The following is a 24,583-nucleotide window of genomic DNA, read 5'->3' as shown; positions in this document are numbered from 1 at the left end:
CGTTTTTGTGAGGAATGTGATGTTGGACCTGAACCAGATGGCGCTGTTTGTGCAGGTGGTGCAAGCCGGGAGCTTTGCCGAGGCGTCGCGCCGCCTGGGCATGCCGCCCACCACGCTGAGCCGCCAGGTGGCGCAGCTGGAGGACAGCCTGCAGGCCCGGCTGCTGCAGCGGACCACCCGCAAGCTGACGCTGACCGACGCGGGGCGCACGCTGTTTGACCAAAGCGCGGCGCAGATTGCCACGCTGCAGGACGCGGCCAGCGCGCTGGCCGGCAACGACCAAACCCCCAAGGGCCATGTGCGTGTGGCCGCGCCCTCGGGCTTTTTTGACTACTTTGAGATGGACTGGGTGGCCGGGTTTTTGGCGCAGCACCCGGGTGTGCAGCTGGAATTTGTGCTGAGCGACGGCATGGCCGATGTGATTGGCGAGGGCATTGACGTGGCGTTTCGCGGCAGCGGCGAGTTGCCGGACTCCAGCCTGGTCGCGCGCAAGGTGGCCAGCAGCTACCTGGCGCTGGCGGCCAGCCCCGCCTACCTGGCCGCGCGCGGCACGCCGCAGACCATCGACGACCTGGCGGCGCACGACTGCATTTGCCCGGCCCACACGGGCGGCCACGGCACCTGGAACCTCAACGGACCCAACGGCCCCGTGCAAGTGCCCGTGAAAGGGCGCGTGGGTGCGAACACCAGCCAGGCGCAGAAGAAGGCCGCCGAGGCGGGCCTGGGCCTATGCCTGCTGCCGATCAACGCGCTGCAGGGCAGCCTGCGCAGCGGCACGCTGGTGGAGGTGCTGCCCGGTGTGGCCAGCGCGCCGGCCGGCATGTACGTGGTCTACCCCAGCCGCCGCCACGTGCCGCGCGCGGTGACGGCGTTTGTGGAGATGGCGGTGCAGCGGCTGCTGGCGGTGATTTAAGTCGCGCAGTTCAGGCCAGCCGCTCCATGCGCAGCGTGCTGGCAAAGCCCATGACGTGGGGCAGCGCCTCCAGCTGCACCAGGGCGGCGCGCAGCACGCGCTCCTGCACGGCATCTGTCAGCAGTACCAGCGCGTTCAGCTCGGCATCCTCCGCGTGGTCAAACTGCTCCAGCTGGTGCACGCGCACACCGGCTTGGGCCAGCAGGCCCATCACCTGCGGCACCGTGCGCGCCGCGCGGGCCACGTCCAGCCGCACATACCAGGCGGTCTCTACATCGGCTATGGGCGCCACAGGCAGCGCGTGGATGGCACTGTGCTGAAAAGCCAGCGACGGCACGCGGTGGCGGTGCGCCACCTCTGCGCTGCGGGCCAGGTCCACCAGGTCTGCAATCACGGCGGAGGCGGTTTGCTCTGAGCCTGCACCGGCGCCGTAGTACAGGGTCACGCCCGCGGCATCGCTTTTCACCATCACGGCGTTCATGGAGCCATTCACATGCGCCAGCAAATGGTCTGCGGCCACCAACGTAGGGTGCACGCGCAGTTCCAGCCCGTGCAAATGCCGCTTGGCAATGCCCAGCAGCTTGACGCGGTAGCCCAGGCGCTCGGCCAACGCAATGTCCACCGCGTCCAGCGCGGTGATGCCTTCTACGTGCACCTGGTCCAACTGCAGCGGCACGCCAAACGCGTTGGCAGCCAGCAGCGTGAGCTTGTGCGCGGCGTCCACGCCTTCCACATCGAAGGTGGGGTCGGCCTCGGCGTAGCCCAGGCGCTGTGCGTCGGCCAAGGCATCGGCAAAGCTCACACCCTTGCTTTTCATCTCCGACAGGATGTAGTTGGTGGTGCCGTTAATGATGCCGGCGACCCATTCGATGCGGTTGGCGGTCAGGCCTTCGCGCAGCGCCTTGATGATGGGGATGCTGACGGCCACCGCACCCTCGTACGCCACCACCACGCCCTGCGCCTGGGCAGCGGCAAAGATCTCGTCGCTATATTCGGCCAGCAGGGCCTTGTTGGCGGTGACCACGTGCTTGCCATTGGCAATGGCCCGCAGCACCAGGTCGCGCGCCAGCGTGGTGCCACCCATCACCTCCACCACCACGTCAATGTCAGGGTGGTTCACCACCGCATAAGGGTCATCGGTCAGCGCCACCGTGCCGCCCACAATGCTGGCGGCGCGCGCCAGGTTGCGCACGGCAATCATCACCAGCTCCATACGCCGGCCGCTGCGGGCGGAAATCACCTCGGCGTTGCGCTGCAAGACGGTGAAGGTGCCGGCACCCACAGTGCCCAAGCCCAGCATGCCAATGCGCAGGGGGGCAATGGCGTGCGCGGGCGCCGCCGGGGTGTGGCTGCTGACAGCAAAACTAGCGAGATGATCCTGGTACATAAAACTCTCCGAACAGTTGCGAACCCAGCTGCCTGTGCTGGGTTGTTCGGGGAGATACACCAGGAGGCAGCCGGAGCGGCCACCTGCACGACGCTCAGGCGGCCGTGGTTGTAATGGTGGTAATCATGCTGGCAGCCCGGGTCCGCGCCAAAAGCATGGCGCTGAAGGGGGTGAGGCGGGGGCTGCACAACATGGAATAAGGATAGCACGGGCGACTGGCCCGGCCCAAGCGGCGACAATCACCCCATCGCCGCCGACGGCACCGCCCAAAGAAACACTCCCATGACCGATAACTACAAAGCCGCAGAACTGGCCCGCGAAGCCGCCCTGTGCGAACCCTGCCGTGGCATCCAGCGCAACTGGCGCCGCGCCCCCGGCCACGCCGAACTGGTGCAGGGCGACAACCGCAAGGAAGAGCGCGATGGGCGCGCGGTGACCGTGACGCGCTACCGCTGCGACCGCTGTGGCTCCATCTGGGACTACGAGAACAACAAAGCCAACCAGCAAGCCGGCTGGTCGCTGCCCCGCCGTTAATCACGGCAGACCATGAAAGCTCCCCCCAGACTGCAGTCCCTCGTGGAAGAGGGCCTGATTGACACCGTGGTGCGCCAGCTCATGAGCGGCAAGGAGGCCATGGTGTTTGTGGTGCGCGCGGGCGAGCAAACGCTGTGCGCCAAGATCTACAAAGAGGCCACGCACCGCAGCTTCCGCCAGGCGGTGGATTACACCGAGAACCGCAAGGTGAAGAACTCGCGCTCGGCGCGCGCCATGGCCAAGGGCAGCAAGTTTGGCCGCCAGGAGCAAGAGGCCGCGTGGCAAAGCGCCGAGGTGGACGCGCTGTACCGCCTGGCCGCAGCTGGCGTGCGCGTGCCGCAGCCGATTAACTTTCACGACGGCGTGCTGCTGATGGAGCTGGTGACCGATGCCGACGGCGACGCAGCCCCGCGCCTGAACGATGTGGCCTTCACGCCGGAGCAGGCGCTGCAACACCACGCCACGCTGGTGGCCGAGGTGGTGCGCATGCTGTGTGCGGGCGTGGTGCATGGGGATTTGTCGGAATTCAACATCCTGCTGGCGCACATGCCAGGCGAGGATGGCGCTGAAGGCAGGGACGAACCCGTGATCATCGACCTGCCGCAGGCGGTGGACGCCGCAGGCAACAACCATGCCCAGCGCATGCTGCTGCGCGATGTGGCCAACCTGCGCGACTTCTTTGGCCAGTTTGCGCCCGCGCTCTTGAAGACCGACTACGGCCCGGAGATCTGGAGCCTGTACCAGGGCGGCCTGCTGAGCAACGAAACGCTACTCACGGGCCACTACGAACGTGCCAACGCCGATGTGGACATGGAGGCCGTGCTGCGCGAGATTGACGATGCCCGCGCCGAAGACGCGGCACGCCGGCTGCGCATGGCCACCGCAGCGCAGTAGAGACCTAGGCGCCTTCCACCCAGCGCTTGAGCACCACGCTGGCATTCACACCGCCGAAGCCAAAGCCATTGGACAAGGCGTAGTCCATCGCCATGGGGCGCGCGGTCAGTCGCACCAGGTCCAGCCCCTGCGCCAGCGGGTCGGGCGTGTGCAGGTTGAGTGTGGGCGGCGCGATCTGGTCGCGCAGGGCCAGGATGGTGAAGATGGCCTCTACCGCACCCGCAGCCCCCAGCAGATGCCCCGTGGCGGATTTGGTGGCGCTGATGGCGGGGCTGGCGCTGGCAAACACGGTGCGAAACGCCGACAGCTCGGCCGCATCGCCCACCTGCGTGGAGGTGGCATGCGCGTTGACATGCTGCACCTGGCTTGGCTGCAGGCCCGCCTGGCGTAAGGCCAGTTGCATGGCGCGCGTAGCGCCGCTGCCATCTTCCGGGCCCGATGTCACGTGGTGCGCATCGGCACTGGTGCCATAGCCCACCAGTTCCGCCAACGGTGTGGCACCGCGCTGCAGCGCATGCTCCAGCGATTCCAGCACCAGCACCCCCGCGCCTTCGCCCACGATGAAGCCATCGCGCGCGCTGTCAAACGGGCGGGAGGCCTCGCTGGGGCGGTCGCTGTAGCCGGTGGACAGCGCGCGGGCGGCAGCGAATCCGGCCTGGGTGACCAGATGGATGGCCGCCTCGGTGCCGCCACACACGGCCACATCGGCCTCGCCGCTGCGAATCAGGCGCGCGCCGTCGCCCAGGGCCTGCACACTGGCGGCACACGCGGTGACGGGGGCGCCTATCGGGCCCTTGAATCCATGCCGGATAGAGACATGGCCTGCCGCCAGGTTGGCCAGAAACGACGGCACGGTGAAGGGCGACAGGCGTCGTGGGCCGCGCTGGTCGGTGGTGCGCACGGCTTCTGCAATCGCGGGAAAACCGCCAATGCCGGACGCAATCACCGTCGCGGTGCGCTCCTGCGCCTGCGCGTTATGGGGGTGCCAATCCGCCTGCGCCAGGGCCTGTTCGGCTGCAGCCAGCGCCAGCACGATAAAGCGGTCCATCTTCTTGCGGTCTTTGGCGGGCACCACGCGGTCGATGTCCAGCCCCGCGGTGGCGTCATCCGCTAGCGACGGCACGCGGGCGCCCACCTGGGCCTCCAGCCCCGCGCAAAACTCGTCTGGCAGGCGCTGCAAGCCGCTGGCACCGGCCAACAGATGTTGCCAGACCACCTCCACCCCACAGCCCAGCGGAGTGACCAAGCCCATGCCCGTGATGACGATCCGTGACGCTGCATGCATAGTGATTCCTAGATATGTACCAATCGGTATTTATGTTGGCATTGTGGCACACGACCTCACACGAATGCATTCGCTACCGAAAGGTATGAAAATACGGCCATCGCACATTGAAAGCACAACTATGGCCATGGGACGCCCGCGCGGGTTTGATGCAGACGCAACGCTGGACACGGTGGTGGAGACGTTTTGGCAGCACGGTTTTGAGGGCACGACCATGGCCACGCTGACCGCGGCCACCGGCCTGAACAAGCCCAGCCTGTACACCGCTTTTGGCAGCAAGGAGGAGATGTTCCGCACGGCCTTTGCCCGCTACCGCGAACGCCAGGCGGCGTTCACCGGCAACCTGCTGGCCGACCCCAACGCGCGCGCGGGGGTGGAAAACGTGTTGCTGGCGCTGGTGGACAGCCTGACCCAGCCGGGCATGCCGCATGGCTGTTTGATGGTGCACGGCTGCCTGGTGGGCAGCGCCGACAGCGCGGCGGTGCGCGACGAACTGCAGCTGCGCCGCAAAGCCACGGAGACCCGGATCCGCGAACGGCTGAAGCTTGCCCAGGCAGAGGGCGAGTTCGCAGCCGCGGTGGATGTGGCGGACTTTGCCCGCTTTATCGGCACGGTGATCCAGGGCGTGGCGGTGCAGGCGGCCAGTGGCGCACCGCGCAAGGCGCTGCACCGGGTGGTGAAACTGGCCATGATGGCGTGGCCCGCCAACGCCTGAATTGCTATAAAAGCAGGAGCTGTCTGCGCAATATCGACGGGGGCTATAGGCCTTTTTCGACCATATCCAGCAGGCGCTGGCCAAACTGTGAAAAGTACGGGCCCACGGGCGCGGCCAGCGGGCCGTCCACCACCAGCATGGCCAGGCCATGCACCGCAGACCACGCCAGAATCTCGGCCCCCGGGCGGTGCGCCAGCGGCATGACGCCGGCACGCACCAGCAGGTCCACCGCATCGCACAGCAGCTCATACGGGTTGCGCCCCCCAGGACCGGCCGTGGGCAATTCGGGCGTGGCCTGAATGAGCTTGTCCGACGGCGCAAACGCGGTGCGGAACAGGCCCGGTTCGGTCTGCGCGAAGCGCAGGTAGCCGGTGCCCACGGCGCGCACACTGGCACGCGCGTGGTCGGCGGCTGACAGGTCGGCGGGCAGCGCAGCCAGTTCATCCTCCATGGCCTTGGCGACGGCCTGCAAGGCCGCCGCGCGCACCGCCTGCAGCAGCACCTGCTGGCTGGCGAAGTGGCGGTAGGCCGCATTGGGTGCCACGCCAACGCGGCGTGTGGCTTCGCGCAGCCCGACAGCCGCAGGGCCACCCTCGCGTGCCAGCGCAATGCCGGCGTCCAGCAGGGCGCGGCGCAGGTCACCATGGCGGTAGGTTTCTCGGGGGGGCGGGGAGGCAGAAGGAGGCATGGCAATCACATGTGGACAGCGTCCATTATCTTTGTTATTCTTTGTGGACGGTGTACACAATTAGCGCCGCATCCCTGCTTTACGCCAAGGAGATCGCCATGAAAGTTGAGCCCTATGTGTTTTTCAATGGTCGCTGCGACGAAGCCATTGCCTTCTACCAAAAGGCACTCGGCGCGGAGGTGACCTTCCAGATGCGCACCAACGAGTCGCCCGACCCGATACCGCCGGGTTCACTGCCCGCAGGGTTTGAGAACAAAATCATGCACGCCAACCTGCGCATCGGCGATACCAGCCTCATGGTGTCGGACGGCAACAGCGACACGCAGCGCAACTTCCAGGGTTTTACGCTGTCGTTGGGTGTGGCTGACGTGGCCGAGGCCGAACGCGCCTTCACCGCGTTGGCAGCGGGTGGCAAGGTCAAGATGCCGCTGACGAAGACCTTCTGGTCGCCAGCCTTTGGCATGCTGGAAGACCAGTTTGGTGTGGGCTGGATGGTGATCGCCCCCTAGGGCGCTGAAGGAAACTTATGCTCATCGTTCTTGCCATTGCCGTCGTTATCTTGGGCGTGCTGGTGTACGCGTCCACCAAGCCGGATAGCTTCCACGTGGAGCGCTCGGTTCGCATCAGCGCACCGCCTGACGCTATTTTTCCGCTCATCAACGACCTGCACCGCTGGGACGCCTGGACGCCCTACAACAAGGATCCGGCGATGAAGAAGACCTATAGCGGCAGCGCTGCTGGTGTGGGGGCCCACTACGCGTGGGAGGGCAACAAGCAGGTGGGGCAAGGCGAGATCGGCATCCGCGAGACACAGCCACCGCAGCTGCTGGTGTTCGACCTGCACATGATCAAACCGTTCGAGGGACGCAATGTGGCCCGCTTCCAGCTGGAACCCGAGGGCGACGCCACGCGCGTGACCTGGAGCCTGGACGACACGCACCGCCTGGTGCACAAGGTGATGGGCATCTTCCTGAACCTGGACAAAATGATTGGCAAAGACTTTGCGGTGGGCCTGGCCCAGTTGAAGGCTGTGGTGGAGCAGAAGGGATAGATCCATGAACCAGACCTACCAGGGAAGCTGCCACTGCGGGCAGATCGCGTTCGAGGTGGAGGGCGAGCTGACCAACGCCACCGATTGCAACTGTTCCATCTGCCAGCGCAAGGGCACGCTGATGTGGTTTGTGCCACGTGCCCAGTTGCGCCTGCAAACACCACCGGACGCGATGCGCAGCTATACCTTCCACAAGCACGTGATTCACCACTACTTTTGCCCTACCTGCGGCATGCATCCGTTTGGCGAGGGTGTGGGGCCGGACGGGTCTGCAATGGCCGCAATCAACATCCGTTGCCTGGAAGGCGTGGATGTGTACGACATTCCCGTGCACCACCACGACGGGCGCGCCCTGTGAGTGCGGCGCACCCACTGGCGCACAAGCGCTGGTCGGCCCTCATCCTGCTGTGCCTGGGGGAGTTGATGATCGTGCTGGATACGACCATCGTGAACGTGGCACTGCCCTCCATCCAGGCGGACCTGAAATTCAGTGAGACCGCGCTGGTGTGGGTGGTGAACGCCTACATGCTGACCTTTGGCGGCCTCATGCTGCTGGGCGGGCGGCTGGGCGATTTGTATGGGCAGCGCAAGCTGTTTGTTGCGGGCATTGTGTTGTTCACGCTCGCATCGCTGGCCTGCGGACTGGCGAACTCACAAGGGCTGCTGGTGGCCGCGCGCGCGGTACAGGGCGTGGGCGGTGCGGTGGTGTCGGCGGTGGCTCTGTCGCTCATCATGAATTTGTTTGCCGAACCCGAGGACCGCGCCAAGGCCATGGGTGTGTACGGCTTTGTGTGCGCCGGTGGCGGCAGCCTGGGGGTGCTGCTGGGCGGCGTGCTCACCAGCACGCTGAGCTGGCACTGGGTGTTTCTGGTGAACCTGCCCGTGGGCGTGGCGATTTGCGTGGCCAGCATGGCACTGCTGCCGCAGGACAGGCCACCGGCCCAGCGCCCGCGGCTGGATGTGGCTGGCGCACTCGCGGTCACGCTGTCGTTGATGCTGGCGGTGTACGCCATCGTCAACGGCAACGCCGTGGGCTGGACCACGCTGCAAACCCTGGGCATGCTGGGCGGTGCGGTGTTGCTGTTCTTGGCCTTCGTCACCATCGAATCACGCGTGCAGGCGCCGCTGGTGCCGCTGGGCCTGTTCAAACTACGCAACCTATCCATTGCCAACGGCATTGGTGTGCTGTGGGCGGCGGCCATGTTTGCCTCGTTCTTTGTATCGGCGCTGTACATGCAGCTGGTGCTGAACTACAGCGCCATGCAGGTGGGGCTGGCCTTCCTGCCGTCGAACCTGCTCATGGCCGTGTTCTCGCTGGGCCTGTCGGCCAAGATGGTGATGCGCTGGGGCATCCGCGTGCCGCTGTGCCTGGGCCTGCTGCTGGCCACCGTGGGACTGGCGCTGTTTGCGCGTGCGCCGGTCAACGGTGACATGTGGCGCGATGTGATTCCCGGCATGCTGCTGTTGGGCCTGGGCGCCGGCATGGCGCTCAACCCCTTGCTGCTGGTGGCCATGGACGATGTGGGGCCCGAACAATCCGGCTTGGCGTCGGGCGTGGTGAACACCTCGTTCATGATGGGCGGCGCCCTGGGCCTGGCCGTGCTGGCCAGCCTCGCCGACGCCCGCACCGACACCCTGCGCAACGCAGGTGCCAGCATGGCCGAGGCACTAAACGGCGGCTACCAACTCGCGTTTTTGCTGGGGGCAGCGTGTGGGTTGGCGGCGGCGGTGTTGGGGGTTTTGCTGCGGCCTGCGAAGGCCGCAGCGGACGCGGCAGTCGCCGCGCCGATGCACTAGCAACAGGCCTACAGGCCGAGCCTCTTCACCAAGTCTGCCGTGACCTTGGCGACCTGGTCCACGATGTCCTTGCGCAAACGGTCTTGCAAGGCTGGATCGTTGTTATCTGCCAGCTTGTACTGGATGCCATAGGCCTTGGGGTCAATCACTTTGGGAGGCATGGGGCTGCTGCCCCAACTGGCCGCCTGGACTTCACCTTTGGGGTCCACGATGTTGGCATAGAGGTAGCTGGTGACATACGCATCCCCCACGGAGGACAGGCTCAAGGTACGCAGCAGAATGCCAACACCATCGCCATGCGCGTTTTCGGGCCTGTACTTGTTCACCACCACGATTGCATCGAGCTGGTGAACACGCGCCAGTTCAGCCAAGTCTTTGGCCAAACGCTCTTGCGGGGAGCTCACGAAAAAGCCGCTGGCATTCATCCGCTGGGTCCAGTCCGTGCGCGGATAGCTCACGGGTTTGATTTTCCAATTCGGGCGCACCACCGCCAGTTGCCTGGCGAGGGTGGTTTCAATGGTGGCGTTGATTTGGTCACCCATCTCAATCTGTGTGTACTCATTGTTAAAGACCGTCAGACCGATCTTCGTGAAGTTGGCTTTCTCAGGCACCAGCGTGACGATGCCCACGGTTTTGATCTGTTGTTCGGCTTGCTGCGACAAACGGGGAGCGGCACAGCCGGTCAGTGCCAAGGCGATGGCTAAAAGAAATAATCGTTTCATGGTTGTAGTGGAAAAGAAAGTTGTGTGACAGCGAACCTGTGACCACCGTCCGCGCCAGGCTCCCATAGTGCAGAATGCATCCGCTACTAAAACAGGAGCTGCTCGGGCAGCTTTCACAGGGGCCACGAGCCTATTTCGTATTGATCACCGAGTAAAGGATTCCCATATGCCCCATCTGGTCATTCTGTACACCGCCAACCTGGACCGGGAGACCGATATGTCAACCCTGTGCCGCACGATGGCCGACACCATGCTGGCGCAGCGCGACGAGGCGGGCAAGCAAGTGTTCCCCACCGGGGGTGTGCGTGTGCTGGCCTACCCGGCCGCGCACAGTGCAGTGGCCGATGGCAAGGGGGACTATGGCTTTGTCTACCTGAACCTGCGCATCGCGCGCGGGCGCAGCGCGGCGGTGCAAAAGCAGATGGGGGATGCCTTGACCGCTGCGGTAGGTGCGCACTTTGCCCCGCTGCTGGCGCAAAAACCCTTGGGGATCACGCTGCAGATTGACGAGGGGACCGAGGTGTTTGACGGCAAGCACAGCACGCTGCATCCGCTGTTCAACAAAGCCTGAGTGCGCGCCACACCATGAACCGCATGCGTGGCTGGGGTTTGCTGCTGGCGGTGGCCGTGCCGCTGCTGATTTTCTTCAGCTGGTCGCGCCTGGGTGGGGAGAAGGCACGCATCAACCTGGACCGCTATGCCGACTGGTCGGCCAACAACGGCAGCGTGCTGGTGCGGCCCCTGGCCGAGTATTTTTTGCAGCACAAAAAACTGGCCACGCCCGGCGATGTGGTGCTGCCAGCTGTGCCCAAAAACAATGGCGTGAAAAGCTGGGCCCTGCAGCCCGACACCACGCTGCTGGTGGAATTGGATGCCAAAGTGGATGGGCGCGCCGTGCAACTGCGTTTTGTGCCGCTGGTGCGCTCGGCCACCGGCATTTTTTACGACTGTGTGAGTGCCACGTCGCCCGTGCAAGTGGGCCGGTTTTGCCAGGGGGAGGTGCTGAAGTCCGAGGCCGATATTCCTGCGCAGCTGCAGGCCAATGCCCAGGCGCTGCAGAACCTGCCCGCAGTGCTGAGTGCGTCAGGCGTGGATCTGCCAGCGGGCGGTGTGGCTGGCAGCGTAGTGGTGGTGCCGGCCAACGCGGCGGACCTGAACCACTGCGGCTTTCAGTGCGTCAAGCCGCAAAGCTGCGTGACACCCCGGCCTCTGGCCTGCGGCCGCACAGTGGACGAGGGCAATAGCCGCCACCTGGACGTGAGCGCCACCAGCGATGATTTCCAGGGCAACCAGTTTGCCACCCGCAGCGCGGCCGATGCGGCCTGCGTGCAGGCGCTGGGCACGGGCTACCGCGTAGCGAACGCAGCCAGCCTGGGCGGTGTGTTCAAGCTGGCAGGGGGCAATGAATACTGGGTGCACAACGACCTGCGCGCGCAGGACAACTGCTGGGCCAGCGACGGCCGCTAAGCCCTTGACCATTTCAGCGTCTCAGGGCGCCGTGCGCTGTGTCTGCAGGTAGGCCAGAAACTGCGGCAAAGGCATGGGGCGGGCGAAGTAGTAGCCCTGGCCGTACTCCACCCCCAGCGTGCGCAGCTGGGTAGCCTGGGCAGCGGTTTCAATACCCTCGGCAATCACCTGGCTGTGCACAGCCTTGGCGATGCCGATGATTTCGGGGATCAGGCTGGAGCGCAGCGTGACATCTTCCATCTCGAACACAAACGACTTGTCGATCTTGATGAAGTCGGGCGCCACTTTCTTGACCATACCCAGGTTGGAATAGCCGGTGCCGAAGTCGTCCAGCGAGATCAGGTAACCATCGGCCTTCAGGCGTTGCAGATGCGGCACGATTTCGGGCGAGAAGTTGTACTCGGTCACCTCCAGCTCGATCTGCAGGTCGCTGCGCCGCAGGGCCTGCAGCTGGGCTTGCAGGTGGTTGTGGATGACATCACGCTGCAGGTTGTGTGGAAAGAAGTTCAACGCCACTTTGAAGCTACCCTGCTGCGCCGGCAGATGCACGCCCAGCTCGCGCAGCGCGTGGGCGCTGGCCGCGGCGTCAAACGCCCAGGCCAGCTTCTGGCGCATGAGCGCGGGGATGAACTGGTCGGGGTAGACCAGGGTGTGACCATCGCGCAGCCGCGTCAGCACCTCGCAGCCCACGATGCGGCCTGTGGCCAGCTCCAGAATGGGCTGGTAGTGGCATTCCAGGTTGCTGGCGTTGCACAGGTCTTGGATGCGGTACTCCATGGACTGGTAATGCCGGCAGCGCCGCCGCACCACGTCGCTGGTCAAAAAACCCAGCAGCAGGCACACGCAGCCTGCAGCCACCAGCACCGCCAGGTGCGCCTGCAACAAGGCCCACACGCCGACGGCCGACTGGACCGAGATGGGGCTGACACCGGGCTCGGTGGTGGTGACCAGCACCAGGCCACGGCTCCAGTCCAGCTGCAAATGCGGCGTATCGGCGGCCACCATGGGTGCGGTCAACTGGCTTTGCTTGCCTTTGAACACCTGGGTGCGCTGGTTGCCCGCGCCAGCCCACACGCTGTCGGCGCCTTGCACCCACACATCGCGCGTGGCGTTGGGCTCGATGGCCACCTGAAAGTGCCCGCGCTCCACCACAGTGATGACGATGGCACCCTGGGACAGCTGCAGCAGGCTGCCGCGGTAGTAGCGGCCAATGGAGCCGTCAATGCCACCCGTGCCCGGAGGGCGGGGTGCCGCCAACAGACCAATGCTGGTGTTGCAAAACAGTTGGCGCTGGCTGTCCAGCAGCCCGATGTCGCGTGCATAGCGGTGGCTGAACAGCAAGCTGCGCAGCTGGTTCAGGTTTTCGGGCGAACACTCGGGTTTGTAGGACTGGTTGAGTTCGTCCAGCAACTCGCGGATATCGGTCTGCACCACCTGCATGGTGCGCACAATCTGCGCGTGGCCCGCCTCAATGTCTTGCACCTTGAGCTGCAGCATGAGCAGCACCACCGCAGCAGCCAGCGCCAGGGCCAGTGCGTAGCCACACAGCGCACCCACCAAGGTGGGGTGGCGGCCCAACAGGCGGATCAGTGACACCGGATGTTCGGTGGGGGAAGACAAGGGCATGAGAAATTATGGAGGATTCCCCGGACCCTGTCTCGCCCGTCAGTGGCTCATGGCGCAGCCCACTGTTGCACGTAGGTCGGCGCGGCGATGTTGCACAGCGGGTCCACCACGGGCGGGGTAGCCGTCACCGCAAAGGGCAGCACGCCGGCCCAGGCGGGGTGGGCCATGTCCTCCGCGTCGTCCACCGGGCCGCCGCTGCGCACTTTGCAGGCGGCTTCGTCCAACGCAATGCGCATGACGGTAGTGGCCGCGAACTCTTTGTCGCTACCGGGGCGGGCCTCATGCTGGCGGCCGGGGGCCAGGTGCTGCATGAAGGCGTCCAGCGCAGCGCGCTTGTCTTCCACGCGTTCAAACGCGCCATACACCATGGCGGAGCGGTAGTTCATCGAGTGGTTGAACGCCGAACGCGCCAGCACCAGACCGTCCAAGTGGGTGATGGTGACGCAGGCCTGCGTGCCCTTTTGCAGCAGCTTGAGCAGGCGTCCACCGTTGGAGCCGTGGATGTAGAGGTACTCGCCTTCGCGCCAGCAGGCCGTGGGGATGCAGTGCGTGCCTTTTTCGTCCGCAAAGGCCAGGTGGCACAGGTAGGCGGCGTCGATGATGGCATGCAGGGTGGCGCGGTCGTAGTGCGCGTTCTCGGCAATGCGGCGTACGCGGGTGCGGTCGGAGGGGGCCTGGGCGGCGGTGTCTGGCACGGGGTTCCTTTCAAGGGATGGAGGGGTGAAGCGAGCGCAGAATGTAGGGCAAATGTGGTTCCAAATTAAGATCCATTAATAGACTATTTTTTAGAACCACGATTTAGGCTTCCATGGACTACCAGTTGCTCTTCAGCCGTTTTCAGGCCGATACCGCGCATGCACGCTGGCCCCAGCAGCGCCAGCTGCACGAGTGCCTGCGCGGTGCCATCCGCCAGGGCACGCTGGCCAGCGGTACGCGCTTGCTGGCCAGCCGTGCACTGGCGCAGGAGTTGGGCGTGTCGCGCAACACCGTGCTCTACGCCTACGACCAATTGGCCACCGAGGGCTTTGTGCAACCCGCGCGACGGGGCACGGTGGTGGCTTCTCTGGCGGCGGTGCTGCCGCAGCGGGCCACCGCACCCACGCTGCGCACGGGGTTGTCGCGGCGTACGCAGGGGCTGCCGGCCTTGCCGGGGTCGGAGATGTCGGTAGCGTTTGCGCCCGGCGTGCCGGCGCTGGGCAGCTTTCCCATCACGCTGTGGCGCCGCCTGCTGGACCGGGCCTGGAGCGCCCTGCAGCCCGCACAGCTGAACTACGCTGACCCCGCAGGCGAGCTGGCGCTGCGCAGCGCCATTGCCGACCACCTGCGCGTGGCACGTGGCGCGCTGGTGGACAGTGCGCAGGTGTTCATCACCGATGGCACGCAGAGCAGCCTGGACCTGGTGGCCCGCGCGTTTGCCGACCCCGGCGACAAGGTGTGGATGGAGAACCCCGGCTACCAAGGCGCGCTGGCCGCATTCCGCGGTGCGCAGCTCAAGCCCATCGGCATTGCGGTGGACGAAGAGGGCCTGGCACCGCTGGCCAGCGACTGGCTGCGGCACCGGCCCAAGCTGATCTACGTTACGCCCTCGCACCAGTACCCCGTAGGCAGCGTGCTGAGCCTGGAGCGGCGCATGGCGCTGATTGGTCAAGCGCGCAACGCGGCGGCCCTGATCATCGAAGACGACTATGACAGCGAGTTCCGCCACGAAGGGCCACCACTGTCGTGCATGCAAGGGCTGGCGGCCGATGCGCCGGTGCTGTACCTGGGCACCTTCAGCAAGACCATGTTTCCTGCGCTGCGCGTGGGGTTTGTGGTGGTGCCAGCGGCATTGGCGCCGCCCCTGACCGCCCTGCTGGCGCGCGCGGCACCGCGCGGGCGCACGGCCGACCAATTGGCGCTGGCCGAGTTCATGCGCAGCGGCCACTTCAGCTTGCACCTGCGGCGCATGCGGCGCCTGTACCGGCAGCGGCGCGATGCACTGGTGGCGGCGCTGGAGCAGCAGCTGGGCGATGTGGCCACGGTACACGGCGGCTCGGCCGGCATGCACCTGGCACTGCGCCTGCATGACCGCGCGGCTGACGATGTGGCGATGAGCGAGCGGCTCATGCAGCGCGGTATCGTCGCGCCCGCGCTGAGCCTGCATGCGGTGGGCACGCGCCACCAGCCCTGGCGTGGCTTTCTGCTGGGCTATGCGCAGGTGCCTGCCGAAACCATGGCGCCACTGGTAGCCACGCTGGCTACGGTCGTGCGGGGGCGGCGCTAGGCCGGGCGGCTACACACCGTAGAGGCGTCGGGCGCGCTCCAGATCCACCGCACCGTCGCTCAGGTTCACGAAACAGTCGCGCTGCCACTGCTGGGTCTTCTCGGCCTGGCGGCTGGTGGGCGTATCCCACGGCGGGTAGACGCGCAACGCGCGCTTACCGCCCTGGCCATGTACCGACACCACGCCCTGCTGGCGCAACACCGCCATGGGGAACACAAACTGCCCCACCTGCGCCCCGCGGCGCACGCTGACCACACAGCAGTCCACCGGATCCGCCATGTCGAAGGGCTGGATGGGCCCAGCCCCCACGCGCTGCCACAGCGTAACGAACTGGCCCACCTTGGTGGGCGTGATCTTGGCCGCGCGAAAACGCACACGCAGGCCCGCCACCATCAGCGCATAGGCGCCGTAGTCGGCACTCTCGGCCTCGGCCTGCGGCGTGCTGCACTCCCACCCAAGGGGTTGGTAGAGCTGGGTGTGGGCGAGAAGCAGGTCGGGGTGCATGGATAAAAAATGCGTTCAGAAAGTTTGGACAATACACGCCTATGCCACACGCTCCTTCTGCCCCCCACGCGCGCCAGCCCCTCGTCACTGCGTGGGTGCTGCTGGTGGGCGCGGCCATCGTGTTGCCGTGGGTCAATCCCTTCACCTGGGGGCCTGATCCGGCCATGGTCCAGGGGCTTTTGTCGGGGCTGGGGGTCGTGGTCTTGTTGTGCTGCGGCGCGTGGGGGCAGCTGTCTGCCCGCACGTTGGCCCACACCGTCGCCGGCGCTTGGCTGCTGGCAGCGTTGCTCAGTGCGGTGGCGGGTTTGATGCAGTACTTTGGCTGGGCCGATGTACGCACCGCGCCGTGGATCAATGCGGCCGACCTAGGCCAAGCCTATGCCAACCTGCGCCAGCGCAACCAGTTTGCCTCGCTCACCTCGCTGGGCCTGCTATCGCTGCTGTACTTGGCAGGGGAACACACGGGAGCGGGCCATCGCCGGCTGCGCCTCGGGGCGATCGCGCTGGCCCTGGTGCTGCTGGCGTTGGGCAATGCGGCCAGTGTCTCGCGCACCGGGGCGCTGCAGTGGGTATTGATCGTGGGACTGGGCCTGTTGTGGGAGCGCAATGGCCAGCGCACCACGCTGCGCTGGAGCGCGCTGGCTCTGGGCCTGTACCTGACCGCGGCGCTGCTGACACCCCATATTTCACCATCGTCCGACAGCCTGGGCAGCGGCCCGAGCTTGGGCGTGGTGGAACGGTTTCAGGAAAACTCGGGCTGCGGCGACCGCACCGTGCTGTGGCGCAATGTGGTGGAGCTGATCGCCCAGAAGCCTTGGCTGGGTTGGGGCTGGGGCGGGCTGAAGTTCGCCCACTTCATCCACCCCTACCAGGGCGAGCGCTTTTGCGAGATCCTGGACAACGCGCACAACCTGCCGCTGCACCTGGCGGTGGAGCTGGGCCTGCCGCTGGCCGTGCTGCTGTGCGGGGCCATGCTGGCTGCCGTGGCCTGGGCCAAGCCCTGGCGCGAGACACGGCCCGCACGGCAACTGGCCTGGGCCGGGCTGGCGGTAATAGGCCTGCACAGCCTGCTGGAGTACCCGCTGTGGTACGGCCCCTTCCAGATGGCGGTAGGCCTGTGCCTGTGGCTGCTGTGGGCCACCCGCAGCGCGCCGCCACCAGCCCGCCCCGCGCTGGCCGCAACGCTGACGGCCATGGCCGCCTGCGCCCTGCCGCTGCTGGCCTACGCCGGCTGGGACTACGCGCGCGTGAGCCAACTCTTTCTGCCACCCACCTTACGCGCCGAGGCCTACCGCGAGGACACGCTGGAGAAAGTGCGTGGCTCCTGGCTGTTCCGCAAGGAGGTGCTATTTGCCGAGGTGACCACCACCCCGCCCACGCCAGAGAACGCCGCGGCGCTGTACGTCGGGGCGCTGGAGACGCTGCGCTTTTCGCCCGAGCCCAAGGTGATCACCTGCCTGCTGGAAAGCGCCCGCCTCCTGGGCCGCGAGAACGCCATCACCCAACGCATTCGCACCCAGGCGCTGGCCGTATACCCCAACGATTTCTGAGGTGATGAGGGGCTTGCTACTGATTTAGTAGCTGCTCGCGCATATTCCACGGGGGCCAGAGGCCTATTTTGCTCTTAATCTGCCAGTAAATACTCCCGCGTCAGCGTGCGGGCACGGTGCAGCCGGCTCTTGGTGGCGGCCGCGGTCAGGCCGAGCTGGGCCGCGATTTCGGCAATCGACAGCTCCACAAAGTCGCGCAGCAGGATGACTTCCAGGTACTGCGGTGGCAGCGACTGCAGCGCACTTACCAGGTCCATGCGCAGCGCGTCGTCGCTGTTGCGCGCGGCCCAGGCGTCCACCGCAGCCTCGTCCCAGGGGTCGTAGGCCATGGCCAGGCGGCCCAGGCGGCGGCACTCGCGCTTCACAATCTGGAACAGCCAACCCGAAAACGCTGCCAACGTGCGCACCGACTGCAGCTTGCGCGAAAGCACCATCAGCGCCTCCTGCACCGCGTCGTCCACATCGCTGATCAGGCAGTGCCGTTGCGCGTAGCGCCGGATGTCGGGCCGGCACACGCGCAGCAGCGCGTCCAGCGCGCCAGGGTCGCCGGCGTGCGCCGACACCAGCACCTGCTGGCTGGCGGCGGAGGTCATGGCATTGCTCACGGCCGCGCGTCAGCCCACGGGCTTGCGGCCCACCATGGCGCACATGGGGCAAAAACCCACCAAGCCAGTAAACGCAAAGCTGGCCACGCCAGCCCCCACCACCCAGCCCAGTACACCGGGCACCAGCAGCACGGCGGCCACCGCGCCGCCCAATCCCACCACGACCCGCACCACGCGCTCCCCCATGGGAACATTTTTGACATACCAAGCAGACATTGCAGTTTCCTTTGATTCAGGGTTTGGGAACATTCCCATCTCCTAAGAGGCGGGCCGCAAGGGTTTGGATTCGCGGTGCTGCAATTATTTTTGCTGGCGGCTGTTCCACCAGCCCTCCAGCCCATACACCGCCAGCGCCGCCCAGATGAGGCAGAAGCCCAGGGCGCGGGCGGGTACAAAAGTCTCACCGTACAGCCACACGCCCAGCAGCAGCTGCAGGCTGGGCGAGATGTACTGGAGGATGCCCATGGTGGACATGCTGACGCGCCGCGCACCCGCGGCGAAGAGCAACAAAGGCACGGCGGTGAGGGGCCCGGCCAGCAGAAGCCAGCCCAGCGTGGTCGCATCGCCCTGCACCAGCGCACCCTGGCCCTGCCAGGACCACCAAGCCAACAGACCGGCGGCCACGGGGCTCAGCACCAGGGTTTCCAGCGTCAGCCCCTCCAGCGCGCCCAGGGCGCCCACCTTGCGCAGCAGGCCGTAGAAGCCAAAAGTAATAGCCAGCACCAGCGCCACCCAGGGCACGCGCCCGGCCTGCACCGTGAGCCACAGCACCCCAGCCGCCGCCACGGCCACGGCCAACCACTGCCCGGGCCGTGGGCGCTCATGCAAAAACACAAAGCCCAGCGCCACATTCACCAGCGGCAGGATGAAATAGCCCAGGCTGGCGTCCAGCACATGGGCGTTTTGCACCGCCCACACATAGGTGGACCAGTTGGCCGCCAGCAGCACGGCCGACAGTGCAAACGCCCCCAGCACGCGCGGGCTGCGCAGCCCAGAACCCAACCAGGCCCAGTGCTTGCGCACGGCCAGCACGCCCAGCAAAAACACCAGCGACCAGACGGTGCGGTGCATCACCACCTCGAAGGCGTTGACCGAGGCCAGCTGTTTGAAAAAGAGGGGGAACAGGCCCCAGGCCGTGTAGGCCAGGGCCGCGTACAAAACGCCGAGTTGCATGGGAGGGGGAAAGCGGGGAGGGTTAAAAGGCCGGGTCGCTAGCTTACCCGGCCTGTCCCGCCCCGCGTCAGGCTGCGGGCTTGGTCCGCAACACCAGCAGACCAAACAGCGTGGCCGTGAGGTACATGCTCACCGAGTAAATGGCGGCTGGCAACGCCAGCTGCAAATTGCCCAGCACCGACAGCGCGATGAAGATGGCCAGCGTGGAGTTGTGGATGCCGATCTCGAAGCTCACCGCCGTGGCCATGGACTTGTTCAGGCCGGCCCAGCGCGACAGGTAGTAGCCGCACAGCAGGCTGATGAGGTTGAAGGCCAGCACCAGCGGGCCCAGGCTGGCAAACGAGGCACTCAGCGCCGACCATTCCTTGACAATGGCGATCACCGAGAACGCTGCCAGCACCAGCGCGCTGAACACCTTCATGGGCTGGCCCATGCGCTGCGCAAACCCGGGTTGCCGGCTGCTGACCAGCATGCCAATGGCCACCGGCACCAGAATCACCCCCACCACCTCGAACACCTTGCCAAACTGCAGCGGCACCACCTGGCCCGACTGCACAAAGGCCGCGATGGCCCAGTTGGCAATGAGCGGCAGGCTGACGATGGACAGCACGGTGTTGATGGCGGTCAGCGAGATATTCATGGCCACATTGCCGCCAAACAGATGGCTGAACAGGTTGGCCGACACACCGCCCGGCGAGGCCGCCAGCAACATCAGGCCCACGGCAAATACGGGCTCAATGCCCATCACGCGGATCAGCAGGTAGGCCGCACCGGGCAGCAGGAACATTTGCAATGCAAGTGCGAGCAGCACCGAGCGCGGGTGCTCGCGCAGGCGCCGAAAATCATCGACAGACAGGGACAAACCCAGCCCGAACATGACCAAGGCCAGCGCAACCAGCAGGAGCGTGGGCAGCAGGGCAGTGAAATTCATGCAGCGGCACCCGCGGCGTGGGCGGGCGCCACACCCAGGCGGCGGTCCATCTCGGCCTTCACGTCCAGGCGCAGGTGCAGGTAGAACGCCACTTCGGCGGTCAGAAACAAGGGGCCGACCAGCAGGCCGACCAGGTCATCCACAAAGGCTGGCTTCTTGCCCTCGTAGTAGTGACCCAGAAACTGGATGGCCCAGCCCACCACAAACAGACCAATGCCCGAGGCCAGCCACACGGTAGTGGACTGCGCCGCAAACCACTGGCTGAGCCAGAGGCTGACAGCCATCTGCGCAGCCATGACCAAGCCAAAGCGGAGGTCCAGCCGTAGGTAAAAAACCACTGATAACACCGCCAGCAGCACAGCTGGGGTGATGGCCACACCACCCAACATCCAGCCCGGCCGGGCCAGCAAAATGGTCACGGCCAGCACGATCATGGGAATGCCCACAAAGTGGGTAGCCACGTTGCGCGGGTCCTGGTGGTAGGCCGCGTACTGCGTGAGGTGGTCGGTCAGGGTTTTCATGTGGGTCTCCTTCTTGTATTGACGAGGCGCCATGATCCGCCTAGCCTTGCGCCTGCGTCTGTCGGGTAGCCGACACAATGCGCGTCATCCGTACAAACCACTATGCCCGACCTGTCCGACTTGCCTCACCTCTCGCGTTACTTGGCCGTGCTGCAGTCCGGCCGCTGGTTTGCCCAGCTGCCCGCCGAATTTGCCCAGGCCCTGCTGCACATGGCCAAGCTGCGCACGCTGCAAACGGGCGATGCCCTGTTCCTGCGCGACAGCCCGCCCTGCGGCCTGTATGCACTGGTGTCGGGCGCCATCCGCATCTCGGGCCAAAGCGGTGTGCGCAACGACGCGCGCGAGGCCCTGCTGGTGATGCTGACGCCGCCGCAGTGGTTTGGCGAGATCTCGGTGTTTGACGGTTCGGCCCGCACCCACCATGCCCATGCGGCCGAACCCTGCACGCTGATGCAGGTACCGCACGAAGAACTACTGGCCTGGTTGCAAGCCCACCCCGCGCACTGGCGCGACCTGGCCGTGCTGATGGCGGACAAGCTGCGCATGGCCTTTGTGAGCATGGAGGAGCAAACCGTGCTGAGCGCCCCGCTGCGCCTGGCGCGCCGCCTGGTGGGGATGGCCCAGGGCTACGGCCAGCGCACCGAAGATGGCAGCACCCAGCGCGTGCTGGCCGTGACGCAGGAAGAGTTGGCGCTGATGATTGGCGTATCGCGCCAGACCACCAATCAGATCCTCAACGACCTCAAGGGCCGACACATCCTGCGCATCCAGCGCGGTGAGCTGGAGATCCTGGACCTATCGGCGCTGCGTGCGCTGTGCCAGTAGCCAAACCGAAAGCGCTGCATCCAACTATTTTTGACAACGGAACGGACCCACCGCATGGTCGTTCCTATGCAGTCACCCAAAGTGCATGCTTTTCTAGCAAATGCTTGCGGAACCGGGTGGCATAGTCTTCCGCCACGGCAGCCTTGACGCTTGGGCGCTGAGCCAAAGCACGACGCCAATTTGGCGCCCGGTTCAACCCATCAAATCCAGGGTGGGTGACTGATAAGAGTCAACTGTGTTTGTGACATTAGAAGACGCGCTGTAAAAAAAGCCGCCATAGTCCCGGCGTCACTGCCGAGCGCGTTGCGGCGACGGAGGGCTAGTCAGGTCCGTTCGATGCCCGCGAAGGTGCGCAGGACTTCGGCCGCATGGGCCGTGGGGTCGTATGGTGGGTTGCCGATGCTGTGCGCGGTGGGTTCCGTCGTCACGGTGTTCCAAAGCCGGTCGTGGTTGCCTGCGGCGAAGTCGAGAAGGGCGTCGCGGACAAAAGTTTCACGAACAATCTGCTCGTCGCTAGCGTCTGGGCTTTGCTGGCCAACAATACCGTACATTTCGGTGCCATGAACGGCGGGGATTCCTTCTACAGGGCCAACACTCAGCAAATAAGCGCGGCCACCCGCAGCAGCGTGAGCAAGTGCGCCTCGTGTCTGGGGTAGCGTGAACGAGTAGTCGGTGAGCAGCAAACCGCGAACCTGCACTGGGTTACGTCCGTCAACGTCGTACGCGGCGATAATTTTTCGGGCGCGGCTGCGTGGGATGCGGTTGCGGTTGGCGAATTCCTTGACCAGGTTGTCGATGCTCCCAGGGTCAAAATCCTCGGTCTTGTGAAGAACCCACCAACCGGTCTCGTAGGTGGTACTGCTAAACAAGATGTCGATGCCTTTGTGCCGTCCAGACTCGAGAACGCGCATGGGGTGGTCGGTAAGAATGCCGTTTGGTTGGTGAGAGTCATCGACGGTGGCGACGCATTCGTTGTCTACGCCGTGCCCGACGCCAGGATCTGTGTACACCGTCTTACTCATCGTCTCGGCAAGGAGCTTCGCCTCGATGTTCAGTAGCTGCTCGGGATCATCCTGAATCCCGAGTGCGGTAAGAACCGCCACGGCGCGCTCTTCGGCGCTCCAAGCCGGTACCTGGCGTGAGGGCATACCCGAGAATGCGGCGATACGGTGGAATAGCCCATCGGCTGACTGTGCCGCGAGTAGAGCGAGTGCAGAAAAGGCACCAGCGCTGTGGCCAGTGATAGTGACATTTTCTGGGTCGCCACCGAAGCGGGCAATGTTCGTCTGCACCCATCTGAGCGCGGTGATGATGTCTTGCAGACACAGGTTTGTGGCCTCTGCGAGTGCACCGCCATATTGTGAGAGGGACAGCGCACCGAATGCGCCGAGTCGATAGTTAATTGATACCCCGATAACACGACCTGTCGCAGCGAGCCCAGACGCATTCGACACGGTCTGGGTGTTCGCCCCGCTCATCCACCCGCCGCCAAAAATGTAGACGACCACAGGCAGTCGCTCGCCGCCGATGTCTTCGGGCGCCCAGACGTTGAGGTTCAGACAGTCCTCGCTAAATCCGTTGTCGGCCTCCAGCCAGCTGGTGTCGCCAGCTTGCAGCGGGGCGGGCCCCTTCTGGTCATAGGGTAGGTCCGGGTTGAACGGCAGCAAAGTGGGACGGCGAAAACGTTCTGCGGTGGCATAGGGGATTCCCAGCCATGCGCGGGTTGCTGGAGTAGGGATATAGGTCATGGTTTGGGATTTTTCGTTGGTGGATTATTCTGCGTCGGGTTCGGGGAAGGCATCGGCTGAATTGCCGCTTCGCAACTGCGTCCAGTGGCGAAGCCGCTCGTTAATTTGTCGCTCGTAGCCGCCAGTTGTGGGTTCGTAAAAAATCTGACGAGGCATATCTTCGGGAAAGTAGTTCGCGCCAGAGAAGCCTGTCTCGGTGTCGGGGTCGTACTGGTAGTTTTTGCCGTAGCCCAAATCTTTCATGAGACGGGTCGGGGCATTCAGAATGTGCGCGGGTGGCATCAGCGAGCCCGTGCGTTTCGCTGCGGCGTTGGCTTTGTTAAATCCTCGGTAAACACCGATGGATTTGGGTGCGGTGGCGAGGTAGAGCACGGCTTGCGCGATGGCGAGCTCACCTTCGGGCGAACCGAGGCGCTCGTACACATCCCATGCGGCGAGCGCTTGCCGTACCGCATTGGGGTCAGCCAGGCCGATGTCTTCGTTTGCGAATCGGGTGATGCGGCGGGCGATGAACAACGGGTCTTCGCCGCCGTCGAGCATCCGCGCTAGCCAGTAGAGCGCAGCGTCGGGGTCGGAACCCCGCATGGATTTGTGAAGAGCGGAGATAAGGTTGTAGTGTCCTTCTTGCGATTTGTCATACAGCGGTGCTCGCTTTTGCACCGCTGCGGCGAGGGCAGCCGAGTCAACCGGTGCTGGCAGCAAATGCACCTGCTCGATCATGTTCAGCAGGTAACGGCCATCGCCATCCGCCATAGCAACCAAGGCCTGGCGCGCATAGTCATCGAGCGGTAACCGTTCGCCGACCAGGTTTTCGGCGCGGGCGATAAGGGCGTTCAGCGCGGTGTCGTCGAGACGCTTGAGGACGAACACCTGACAGCGGGACAGCAGCGCGCCATTGAGCTCGAAGCTGGGATTCTCAGTCGTCGCCCCGACAAGGATGACGGTACCGTCTTCGACGTAGGGTAGAAATGAGTCCTGTTGCGCACGGTTAAAGCGGTGAATCTCGTCGATGAACAGTAGTGTTTTTTGCCCAACTTCACGTCGATGCTTCGCAGCCAGAAAAATTCGGCGAAGATCGGCGACGCCTGAAAACGTAGCAGAAAGTGGCTCAAAGGCGAGGTCAGTTTGCTTGGCGAGCAGTCGTGCGATGGTGGTCTTGCCACAGCCAGGCGGCCCCCACAACACCATTGAGACCAAGCGTTGAGACTCAATCATCCTTCCGATGGGCGCGTGTTCCGCAAGTAAATGCGCCTGTCCGACCACATCGGACAAGATGTGTGGACGCAGTCTGTCTGCCAATGGCCGCGATGCGCCATCGACCTCGAACAGTGAGGCTGTGGTATTTGTATGCGTCATGTGCTTGGTCCTTGCGTTGCGGGGGGAT

The 24,583-nt window shown here is 64.9% G+C and carries 27 protein-coding genes; 13 read left to right on the top strand and 14 right to left on the bottom strand.

Annotation, left to right across the window (positions count from 1 at the left end):
* Nucleotides 1-19 precede the first annotated feature (19 nt).
* The gene (locus AC097R_RS02620; protein WP_479596044.1) at nucleotides 20-913 is read left to right on the top strand and encodes a LysR family transcriptional regulator; all 894 of its coding nucleotides are present in this window, start codon (nucleotides 20-22) and stop codon (nucleotides 911-913) included.
* A gap of 10 nt (nucleotides 914-923) precedes the next feature.
* Here AC097R_RS02620 and AC097R_RS02615 read toward each other — a convergent pair whose 3' ends face one another.
* Entirely contained in the window at nucleotides 924-2,234 is a 1,311-nt protein-coding gene (locus AC097R_RS02615; RefSeq protein ID WP_479598082.1) for a homoserine dehydrogenase, read from the bottom strand.
* Between the two features lie 348 nt (nucleotides 2,235-2,582).
* Here AC097R_RS02615 and AC097R_RS02610 point away from each other — a divergent pair, with 348 nt between their 5' ends.
* A complete protein-coding gene (locus AC097R_RS02610) occupies nucleotides 2,583-2,834 on the top strand; it encodes a hypothetical protein (RefSeq protein WP_479596043.1) in 252 nt (83 codons plus the stop codon).
* Between the two features lie 12 nt (nucleotides 2,835-2,846).
* Nucleotides 2,847-3,728, top strand: coding sequence for a PA4780 family RIO1-like protein kinase (locus AC097R_RS02605; RefSeq protein ID WP_479596042.1), 882 nt, complete (start codon nucleotides 2,847-2,849; stop codon nucleotides 3,726-3,728).
* 4 nt (nucleotides 3,729-3,732) lie between these two features.
* Here the strand turns inward: AC097R_RS02605 and fabF are convergent, their stop codons facing one another.
* A complete protein-coding gene (gene fabF, locus AC097R_RS02600) occupies nucleotides 3,733-5,013 on the bottom strand; it encodes a beta-ketoacyl-ACP synthase II (RefSeq protein WP_479596041.1) in 1,281 nt (426 codons plus the stop codon).
* A gap of 121 nt (nucleotides 5,014-5,134) precedes the next feature.
* Between fabF and AC097R_RS02595 the strand changes: the two genes are divergently transcribed.
* Nucleotides 5,135-5,728: a TetR/AcrR family transcriptional regulator gene (locus tag AC097R_RS02595; RefSeq protein ID WP_479596040.1), complete on the top strand. Its 594-nt coding sequence runs from the start codon at nucleotides 5,135-5,137 to the stop codon at nucleotides 5,726-5,728.
* A 43-nt stretch (nucleotides 5,729-5,771) separates the two neighbouring features.
* Here the strand turns inward: AC097R_RS02595 and AC097R_RS02590 are convergent, their stop codons facing one another.
* On the bottom strand, nucleotides 5,772-6,416 hold the full coding sequence (locus AC097R_RS02590) for a TetR/AcrR family transcriptional regulator (RefSeq protein ID WP_479596039.1): 645 nt from the start codon (nucleotides 6,414-6,416) through the stop codon (nucleotides 5,772-5,774).
* Between the two features lie 98 nt (nucleotides 6,417-6,514).
* Between AC097R_RS02590 and AC097R_RS02585 the strand changes: the two genes are divergently transcribed.
* Genes AC097R_RS02585 through AC097R_RS02570 form a run of 4 tightly spaced genes read left to right on the top strand, consistent with a single transcriptional unit; the run spans nucleotide 6,515 to nucleotide 9,264 of the window.
* Nucleotides 6,515-6,925: a VOC family protein gene (locus AC097R_RS02585; protein ID WP_479596038.1), complete on the top strand. Its 411-nt coding sequence runs from the start codon at nucleotides 6,515-6,517 to the stop codon at nucleotides 6,923-6,925.
* A gap of 17 nt (nucleotides 6,926-6,942) precedes the next feature.
* Nucleotides 6,943-7,467: an SRPBCC family protein gene (locus AC097R_RS02580; RefSeq protein ID WP_479596037.1), complete on the top strand. Its 525-nt coding sequence runs from the start codon at nucleotides 6,943-6,945 to the stop codon at nucleotides 7,465-7,467.
* 4 nt (nucleotides 7,468-7,471) lie between these two features.
* The gene (locus AC097R_RS02575) at nucleotides 7,472-7,825 is read left to right on the top strand and encodes a GFA family protein (protein WP_479596036.1); all 354 of its coding nucleotides are present in this window, start codon (nucleotides 7,472-7,474) and stop codon (nucleotides 7,823-7,825) included.
* Nucleotides 7,822-9,264, top strand: coding sequence for a DHA2 family efflux MFS transporter permease subunit (locus AC097R_RS02570; protein WP_479596035.1), 1,443 nt, complete (start codon nucleotides 7,822-7,824; stop codon nucleotides 9,262-9,264). Before AC097R_RS02575 ends, AC097R_RS02570 begins: the two co-directional genes overlap by 4 nt.
* A gap of 8 nt (nucleotides 9,265-9,272) precedes the next feature.
* On the opposite strand, the gene AC097R_RS02565 is transcribed toward AC097R_RS02570, so the two are convergent.
* Nucleotides 9,273-9,986 carry a hypothetical protein gene (locus tag AC097R_RS02565; RefSeq protein WP_479596034.1) on the bottom strand — a complete coding sequence of 238 codons (714 nt, stop codon included), beginning with the start codon at nucleotides 9,984-9,986 and terminating at the stop codon, nucleotides 9,273-9,275.
* Between the two features lie 166 nt (nucleotides 9,987-10,152).
* On the opposite strand from AC097R_RS02565, the gene AC097R_RS02560 reads away from it, so the two are divergent.
* A complete protein-coding gene (locus AC097R_RS02560; RefSeq protein ID WP_479596033.1) occupies nucleotides 10,153-10,557 on the top strand; it encodes a 5-carboxymethyl-2-hydroxymuconate isomerase in 405 nt (134 codons plus the stop codon).
* A gap of 14 nt (nucleotides 10,558-10,571) precedes the next feature.
* On the top strand, nucleotides 10,572-11,453 hold the full coding sequence (locus AC097R_RS02555; RefSeq protein WP_479596032.1) for a hypothetical protein: 882 nt from the start codon (nucleotides 10,572-10,574) through the stop codon (nucleotides 11,451-11,453).
* A gap of 21 nt (nucleotides 11,454-11,474) precedes the next feature.
* On the opposite strand, the gene AC097R_RS02550 is transcribed toward AC097R_RS02555, so the two are convergent.
* Both AC097R_RS02550 and AC097R_RS02545 read right to left on the bottom strand, forming a co-directional pair.
* The gene (locus AC097R_RS02550) at nucleotides 11,475-13,079 is read right to left on the bottom strand and encodes an EAL domain-containing protein (RefSeq protein WP_479596031.1); all 1,605 of its coding nucleotides are present in this window, start codon (nucleotides 13,077-13,079) and stop codon (nucleotides 11,475-11,477) included.
* Nucleotides 13,080-13,126: 47 nt separating this feature from the next.
* A complete protein-coding gene (locus tag AC097R_RS02545; protein ID WP_479596030.1) occupies nucleotides 13,127-13,774 on the bottom strand; it encodes a pyridoxamine 5'-phosphate oxidase family protein in 648 nt (215 codons plus the stop codon).
* 113 nt (nucleotides 13,775-13,887) lie between these two features.
* Here AC097R_RS02545 and pdxR point away from each other — a divergent pair, with 113 nt between their 5' ends.
* Nucleotides 13,888-15,342 carry a MocR-like pyridoxine biosynthesis transcription factor PdxR gene (pdxR, locus tag AC097R_RS02540; protein ID WP_479596029.1) on the top strand — a complete coding sequence of 485 codons (1,455 nt, stop codon included), beginning with the start codon at nucleotides 13,888-13,890 and terminating at the stop codon, nucleotides 15,340-15,342.
* A 9-nt stretch (nucleotides 15,343-15,351) separates the two neighbouring features.
* Here the strand turns inward: pdxR and AC097R_RS02535 are convergent, their stop codons facing one another.
* Nucleotides 15,352-15,846 (bottom strand): MepB family protein, encoded by a 495-nt coding sequence (locus AC097R_RS02535; RefSeq protein ID WP_479596028.1) that lies wholly within the window; start codon nucleotides 15,844-15,846, stop codon nucleotides 15,352-15,354.
* Nucleotides 15,847-15,887: 41 nt separating this feature from the next.
* On the opposite strand from AC097R_RS02535, the gene AC097R_RS02530 reads away from it, so the two are divergent.
* Entirely contained in the window at nucleotides 15,888-17,396 is a 1,509-nt protein-coding gene (locus AC097R_RS02530) for a PglL family O-oligosaccharyltransferase (protein ID WP_479596027.1), read from the top strand.
* A 74-nt stretch (nucleotides 17,397-17,470) separates the two neighbouring features.
* Here AC097R_RS02530 and AC097R_RS02525 read toward each other — a convergent pair whose 3' ends face one another.
* The 5 genes from AC097R_RS02525 to AC097R_RS02505 all read right to left on the bottom strand — a co-directional run bounded on the left by AC097R_RS02525 (nucleotide 17,471) and on the right by AC097R_RS02505 (nucleotide 20,626).
* The gene (locus tag AC097R_RS02525; protein WP_479596026.1) at nucleotides 17,471-17,989 is read right to left on the bottom strand and encodes an RNA polymerase sigma factor; all 519 of its coding nucleotides are present in this window, start codon (nucleotides 17,987-17,989) and stop codon (nucleotides 17,471-17,473) included.
* Nucleotides 17,990-18,010: 21 nt separating this feature from the next.
* The gene (locus AC097R_RS02520; protein WP_479596025.1) at nucleotides 18,011-18,217 is read right to left on the bottom strand and encodes a YgaP-like transmembrane domain; all 207 of its coding nucleotides are present in this window, start codon (nucleotides 18,215-18,217) and stop codon (nucleotides 18,011-18,013) included.
* 84 nt (nucleotides 18,218-18,301) lie between these two features.
* Nucleotides 18,302-19,174, bottom strand: a complete 873-nt coding sequence (gene rarD, locus AC097R_RS02515; protein ID WP_479596024.1) for an EamA family transporter RarD — start codon at nucleotides 19,172-19,174, stop codon at nucleotides 18,302-18,304.
* Nucleotides 19,175-19,241: 67 nt separating this feature from the next.
* On the bottom strand, nucleotides 19,242-20,105 hold the full coding sequence (locus AC097R_RS02510; RefSeq protein WP_479596023.1) for a bile acid:sodium symporter family protein: 864 nt from the start codon (nucleotides 20,103-20,105) through the stop codon (nucleotides 19,242-19,244).
* Complete coding sequence (locus AC097R_RS02505; protein ID WP_479596022.1) at nucleotides 20,102-20,626, bottom strand: Mpo1 family 2-hydroxy fatty acid dioxygenase; 525 nt, start codon at nucleotides 20,624-20,626, stop codon at nucleotides 20,102-20,104. Before AC097R_RS02505 ends, AC097R_RS02510 begins: the two co-directional genes overlap by 4 nt.
* 102 nt (nucleotides 20,627-20,728) lie before the next feature.
* Here AC097R_RS02505 and AC097R_RS02500 point away from each other — a divergent pair, with 102 nt between their 5' ends.
* Complete coding sequence (locus tag AC097R_RS02500) at nucleotides 20,729-21,451, top strand: Crp/Fnr family transcriptional regulator (protein ID WP_479596021.1); 723 nt, start codon at nucleotides 20,729-20,731, stop codon at nucleotides 21,449-21,451.
* 323 nt (nucleotides 21,452-21,774) lie between these two features.
* Here the strand turns inward: AC097R_RS02500 and AC097R_RS02495 are convergent, their stop codons facing one another.
* Both AC097R_RS02495 and AC097R_RS02490 read right to left on the bottom strand, forming a co-directional pair.
* Nucleotides 21,775-23,199 carry a carboxylesterase family protein gene (locus AC097R_RS02495; RefSeq protein WP_479596020.1) on the bottom strand — a complete coding sequence of 475 codons (1,425 nt, stop codon included), beginning with the start codon at nucleotides 23,197-23,199 and terminating at the stop codon, nucleotides 21,775-21,777.
* 24 nt (nucleotides 23,200-23,223) lie between these two features.
* Nucleotides 23,224-24,555 (bottom strand): replication-associated recombination protein A, encoded by a 1,332-nt coding sequence (locus tag AC097R_RS02490; protein WP_479596019.1) that lies wholly within the window; start codon nucleotides 24,553-24,555, stop codon nucleotides 23,224-23,226.
* Nucleotides 24,556-24,583 lie beyond the last annotated feature (28 nt).

It is taken from the genome of Rhodoferax sp. ZS1R25, from assembly GCF_056521335.1.
Note: the sequence above shows the minus strand (reverse complement) of the source record. Positions and strands in the feature narration are given on the sequence as shown.

What these genes read in the sequence shown, in the direction of transcription:
- AC097R_RS02620 (WP_479596044.1), top strand. Translation starts at nt 20, where the DNA reads ATGTTGGACCTGAACCAGATGGCGCTGTTTGTGCAGGTGGTGCAAGCC.
- AC097R_RS02610 (WP_479596043.1), top strand. Translation starts at nt 2,583, where the DNA reads ATGACCGATAACTACAAAGCCGCAGAACTGGCCCGCGAAGCCGCCCTG.
- AC097R_RS02605 (WP_479596042.1), top strand. Translation starts at nt 2,847, where the DNA reads ATGAAAGCTCCCCCCAGACTGCAGTCCCTCGTGGAAGAGGGCCTGATT.
- fabF (WP_479596041.1), bottom strand. Translation starts at nt 5,013, where the DNA reads ATGCATGCAGCGTCACGGATCGTCATCACGGGCATGGGCTTGGTCACT.
- AC097R_RS02595 (WP_479596040.1), top strand. Translation starts at nt 5,135, where the DNA reads ATGGCCATGGGACGCCCGCGCGGGTTTGATGCAGACGCAACGCTGGAC.
- AC097R_RS02590 (WP_479596039.1), bottom strand. Translation starts at nt 6,416, where the DNA reads ATGCCTCCTTCTGCCTCCCCGCCCCCCCGAGAAACCTACCGCCATGGT.
- AC097R_RS02585 (WP_479596038.1), top strand. Translation starts at nt 6,515, where the DNA reads ATGAAAGTTGAGCCCTATGTGTTTTTCAATGGTCGCTGCGACGAAGCC.
- AC097R_RS02580 (WP_479596037.1), top strand. Translation starts at nt 6,943, where the DNA reads ATGCTCATCGTTCTTGCCATTGCCGTCGTTATCTTGGGCGTGCTGGTG.
- AC097R_RS02575 (WP_479596036.1), top strand. Translation starts at nt 7,472, where the DNA reads ATGAACCAGACCTACCAGGGAAGCTGCCACTGCGGGCAGATCGCGTTC.
- AC097R_RS02565 (WP_479596034.1), bottom strand. Translation starts at nt 9,986, where the DNA reads ATGAAACGATTATTTCTTTTAGCCATCGCCTTGGCACTGACCGGCTGT.
- AC097R_RS02560 (WP_479596033.1), top strand. Translation starts at nt 10,153, where the DNA reads ATGCCCCATCTGGTCATTCTGTACACCGCCAACCTGGACCGGGAGACC.
- AC097R_RS02555 (WP_479596032.1), top strand. Translation starts at nt 10,572, where the DNA reads ATGAACCGCATGCGTGGCTGGGGTTTGCTGCTGGCGGTGGCCGTGCCG.
- AC097R_RS02550 (WP_479596031.1), bottom strand. Translation starts at nt 13,079, where the DNA reads ATGCCCTTGTCTTCCCCCACCGAACATCCGGTGTCACTGATCCGCCTG.
- pdxR (WP_479596029.1), top strand. Translation starts at nt 13,888, where the DNA reads ATGGACTACCAGTTGCTCTTCAGCCGTTTTCAGGCCGATACCGCGCAT.
- AC097R_RS02535 (WP_479596028.1), bottom strand. Translation starts at nt 15,846, where the DNA reads ATGCACCCCGACCTGCTTCTCGCCCACACCCAGCTCTACCAACCCCTT.
- AC097R_RS02530 (WP_479596027.1), top strand. Translation starts at nt 15,888, where the DNA reads ATGCCACACGCTCCTTCTGCCCCCCACGCGCGCCAGCCCCTCGTCACT.
- AC097R_RS02525 (WP_479596026.1), bottom strand. Translation starts at nt 17,989, where the DNA reads ATGACCTCCGCCGCCAGCCAGCAGGTGCTGGTGTCGGCGCACGCCGGC.
- AC097R_RS02520 (WP_479596025.1), bottom strand. Translation starts at nt 18,217, where the DNA reads ATGTCTGCTTGGTATGTCAAAAATGTTCCCATGGGGGAGCGCGTGGTG.
- rarD (WP_479596024.1), bottom strand. Translation starts at nt 19,174, where the DNA reads ATGCAACTCGGCGTTTTGTACGCGGCCCTGGCCTACACGGCCTGGGGC.
- AC097R_RS02510 (WP_479596023.1), bottom strand. Translation starts at nt 20,105, where the DNA reads ATGAATTTCACTGCCCTGCTGCCCACGCTCCTGCTGGTTGCGCTGGCC.
- AC097R_RS02505 (WP_479596022.1), bottom strand. Translation starts at nt 20,626, where the DNA reads ATGAAAACCCTGACCGACCACCTCACGCAGTACGCGGCCTACCACCAG.
- AC097R_RS02500 (WP_479596021.1), top strand. Translation starts at nt 20,729, where the DNA reads ATGCCCGACCTGTCCGACTTGCCTCACCTCTCGCGTTACTTGGCCGTG.
- AC097R_RS02495 (WP_479596020.1), bottom strand. Translation starts at nt 23,199, where the DNA reads ATGACCTATATCCCTACTCCAGCAACCCGCGCATGGCTGGGAATCCCC.
- AC097R_RS02490 (WP_479596019.1), bottom strand. Translation starts at nt 24,555, where the DNA reads ATGACGCATACAAATACCACAGCCTCACTGTTCGAGGTCGATGGCGCA.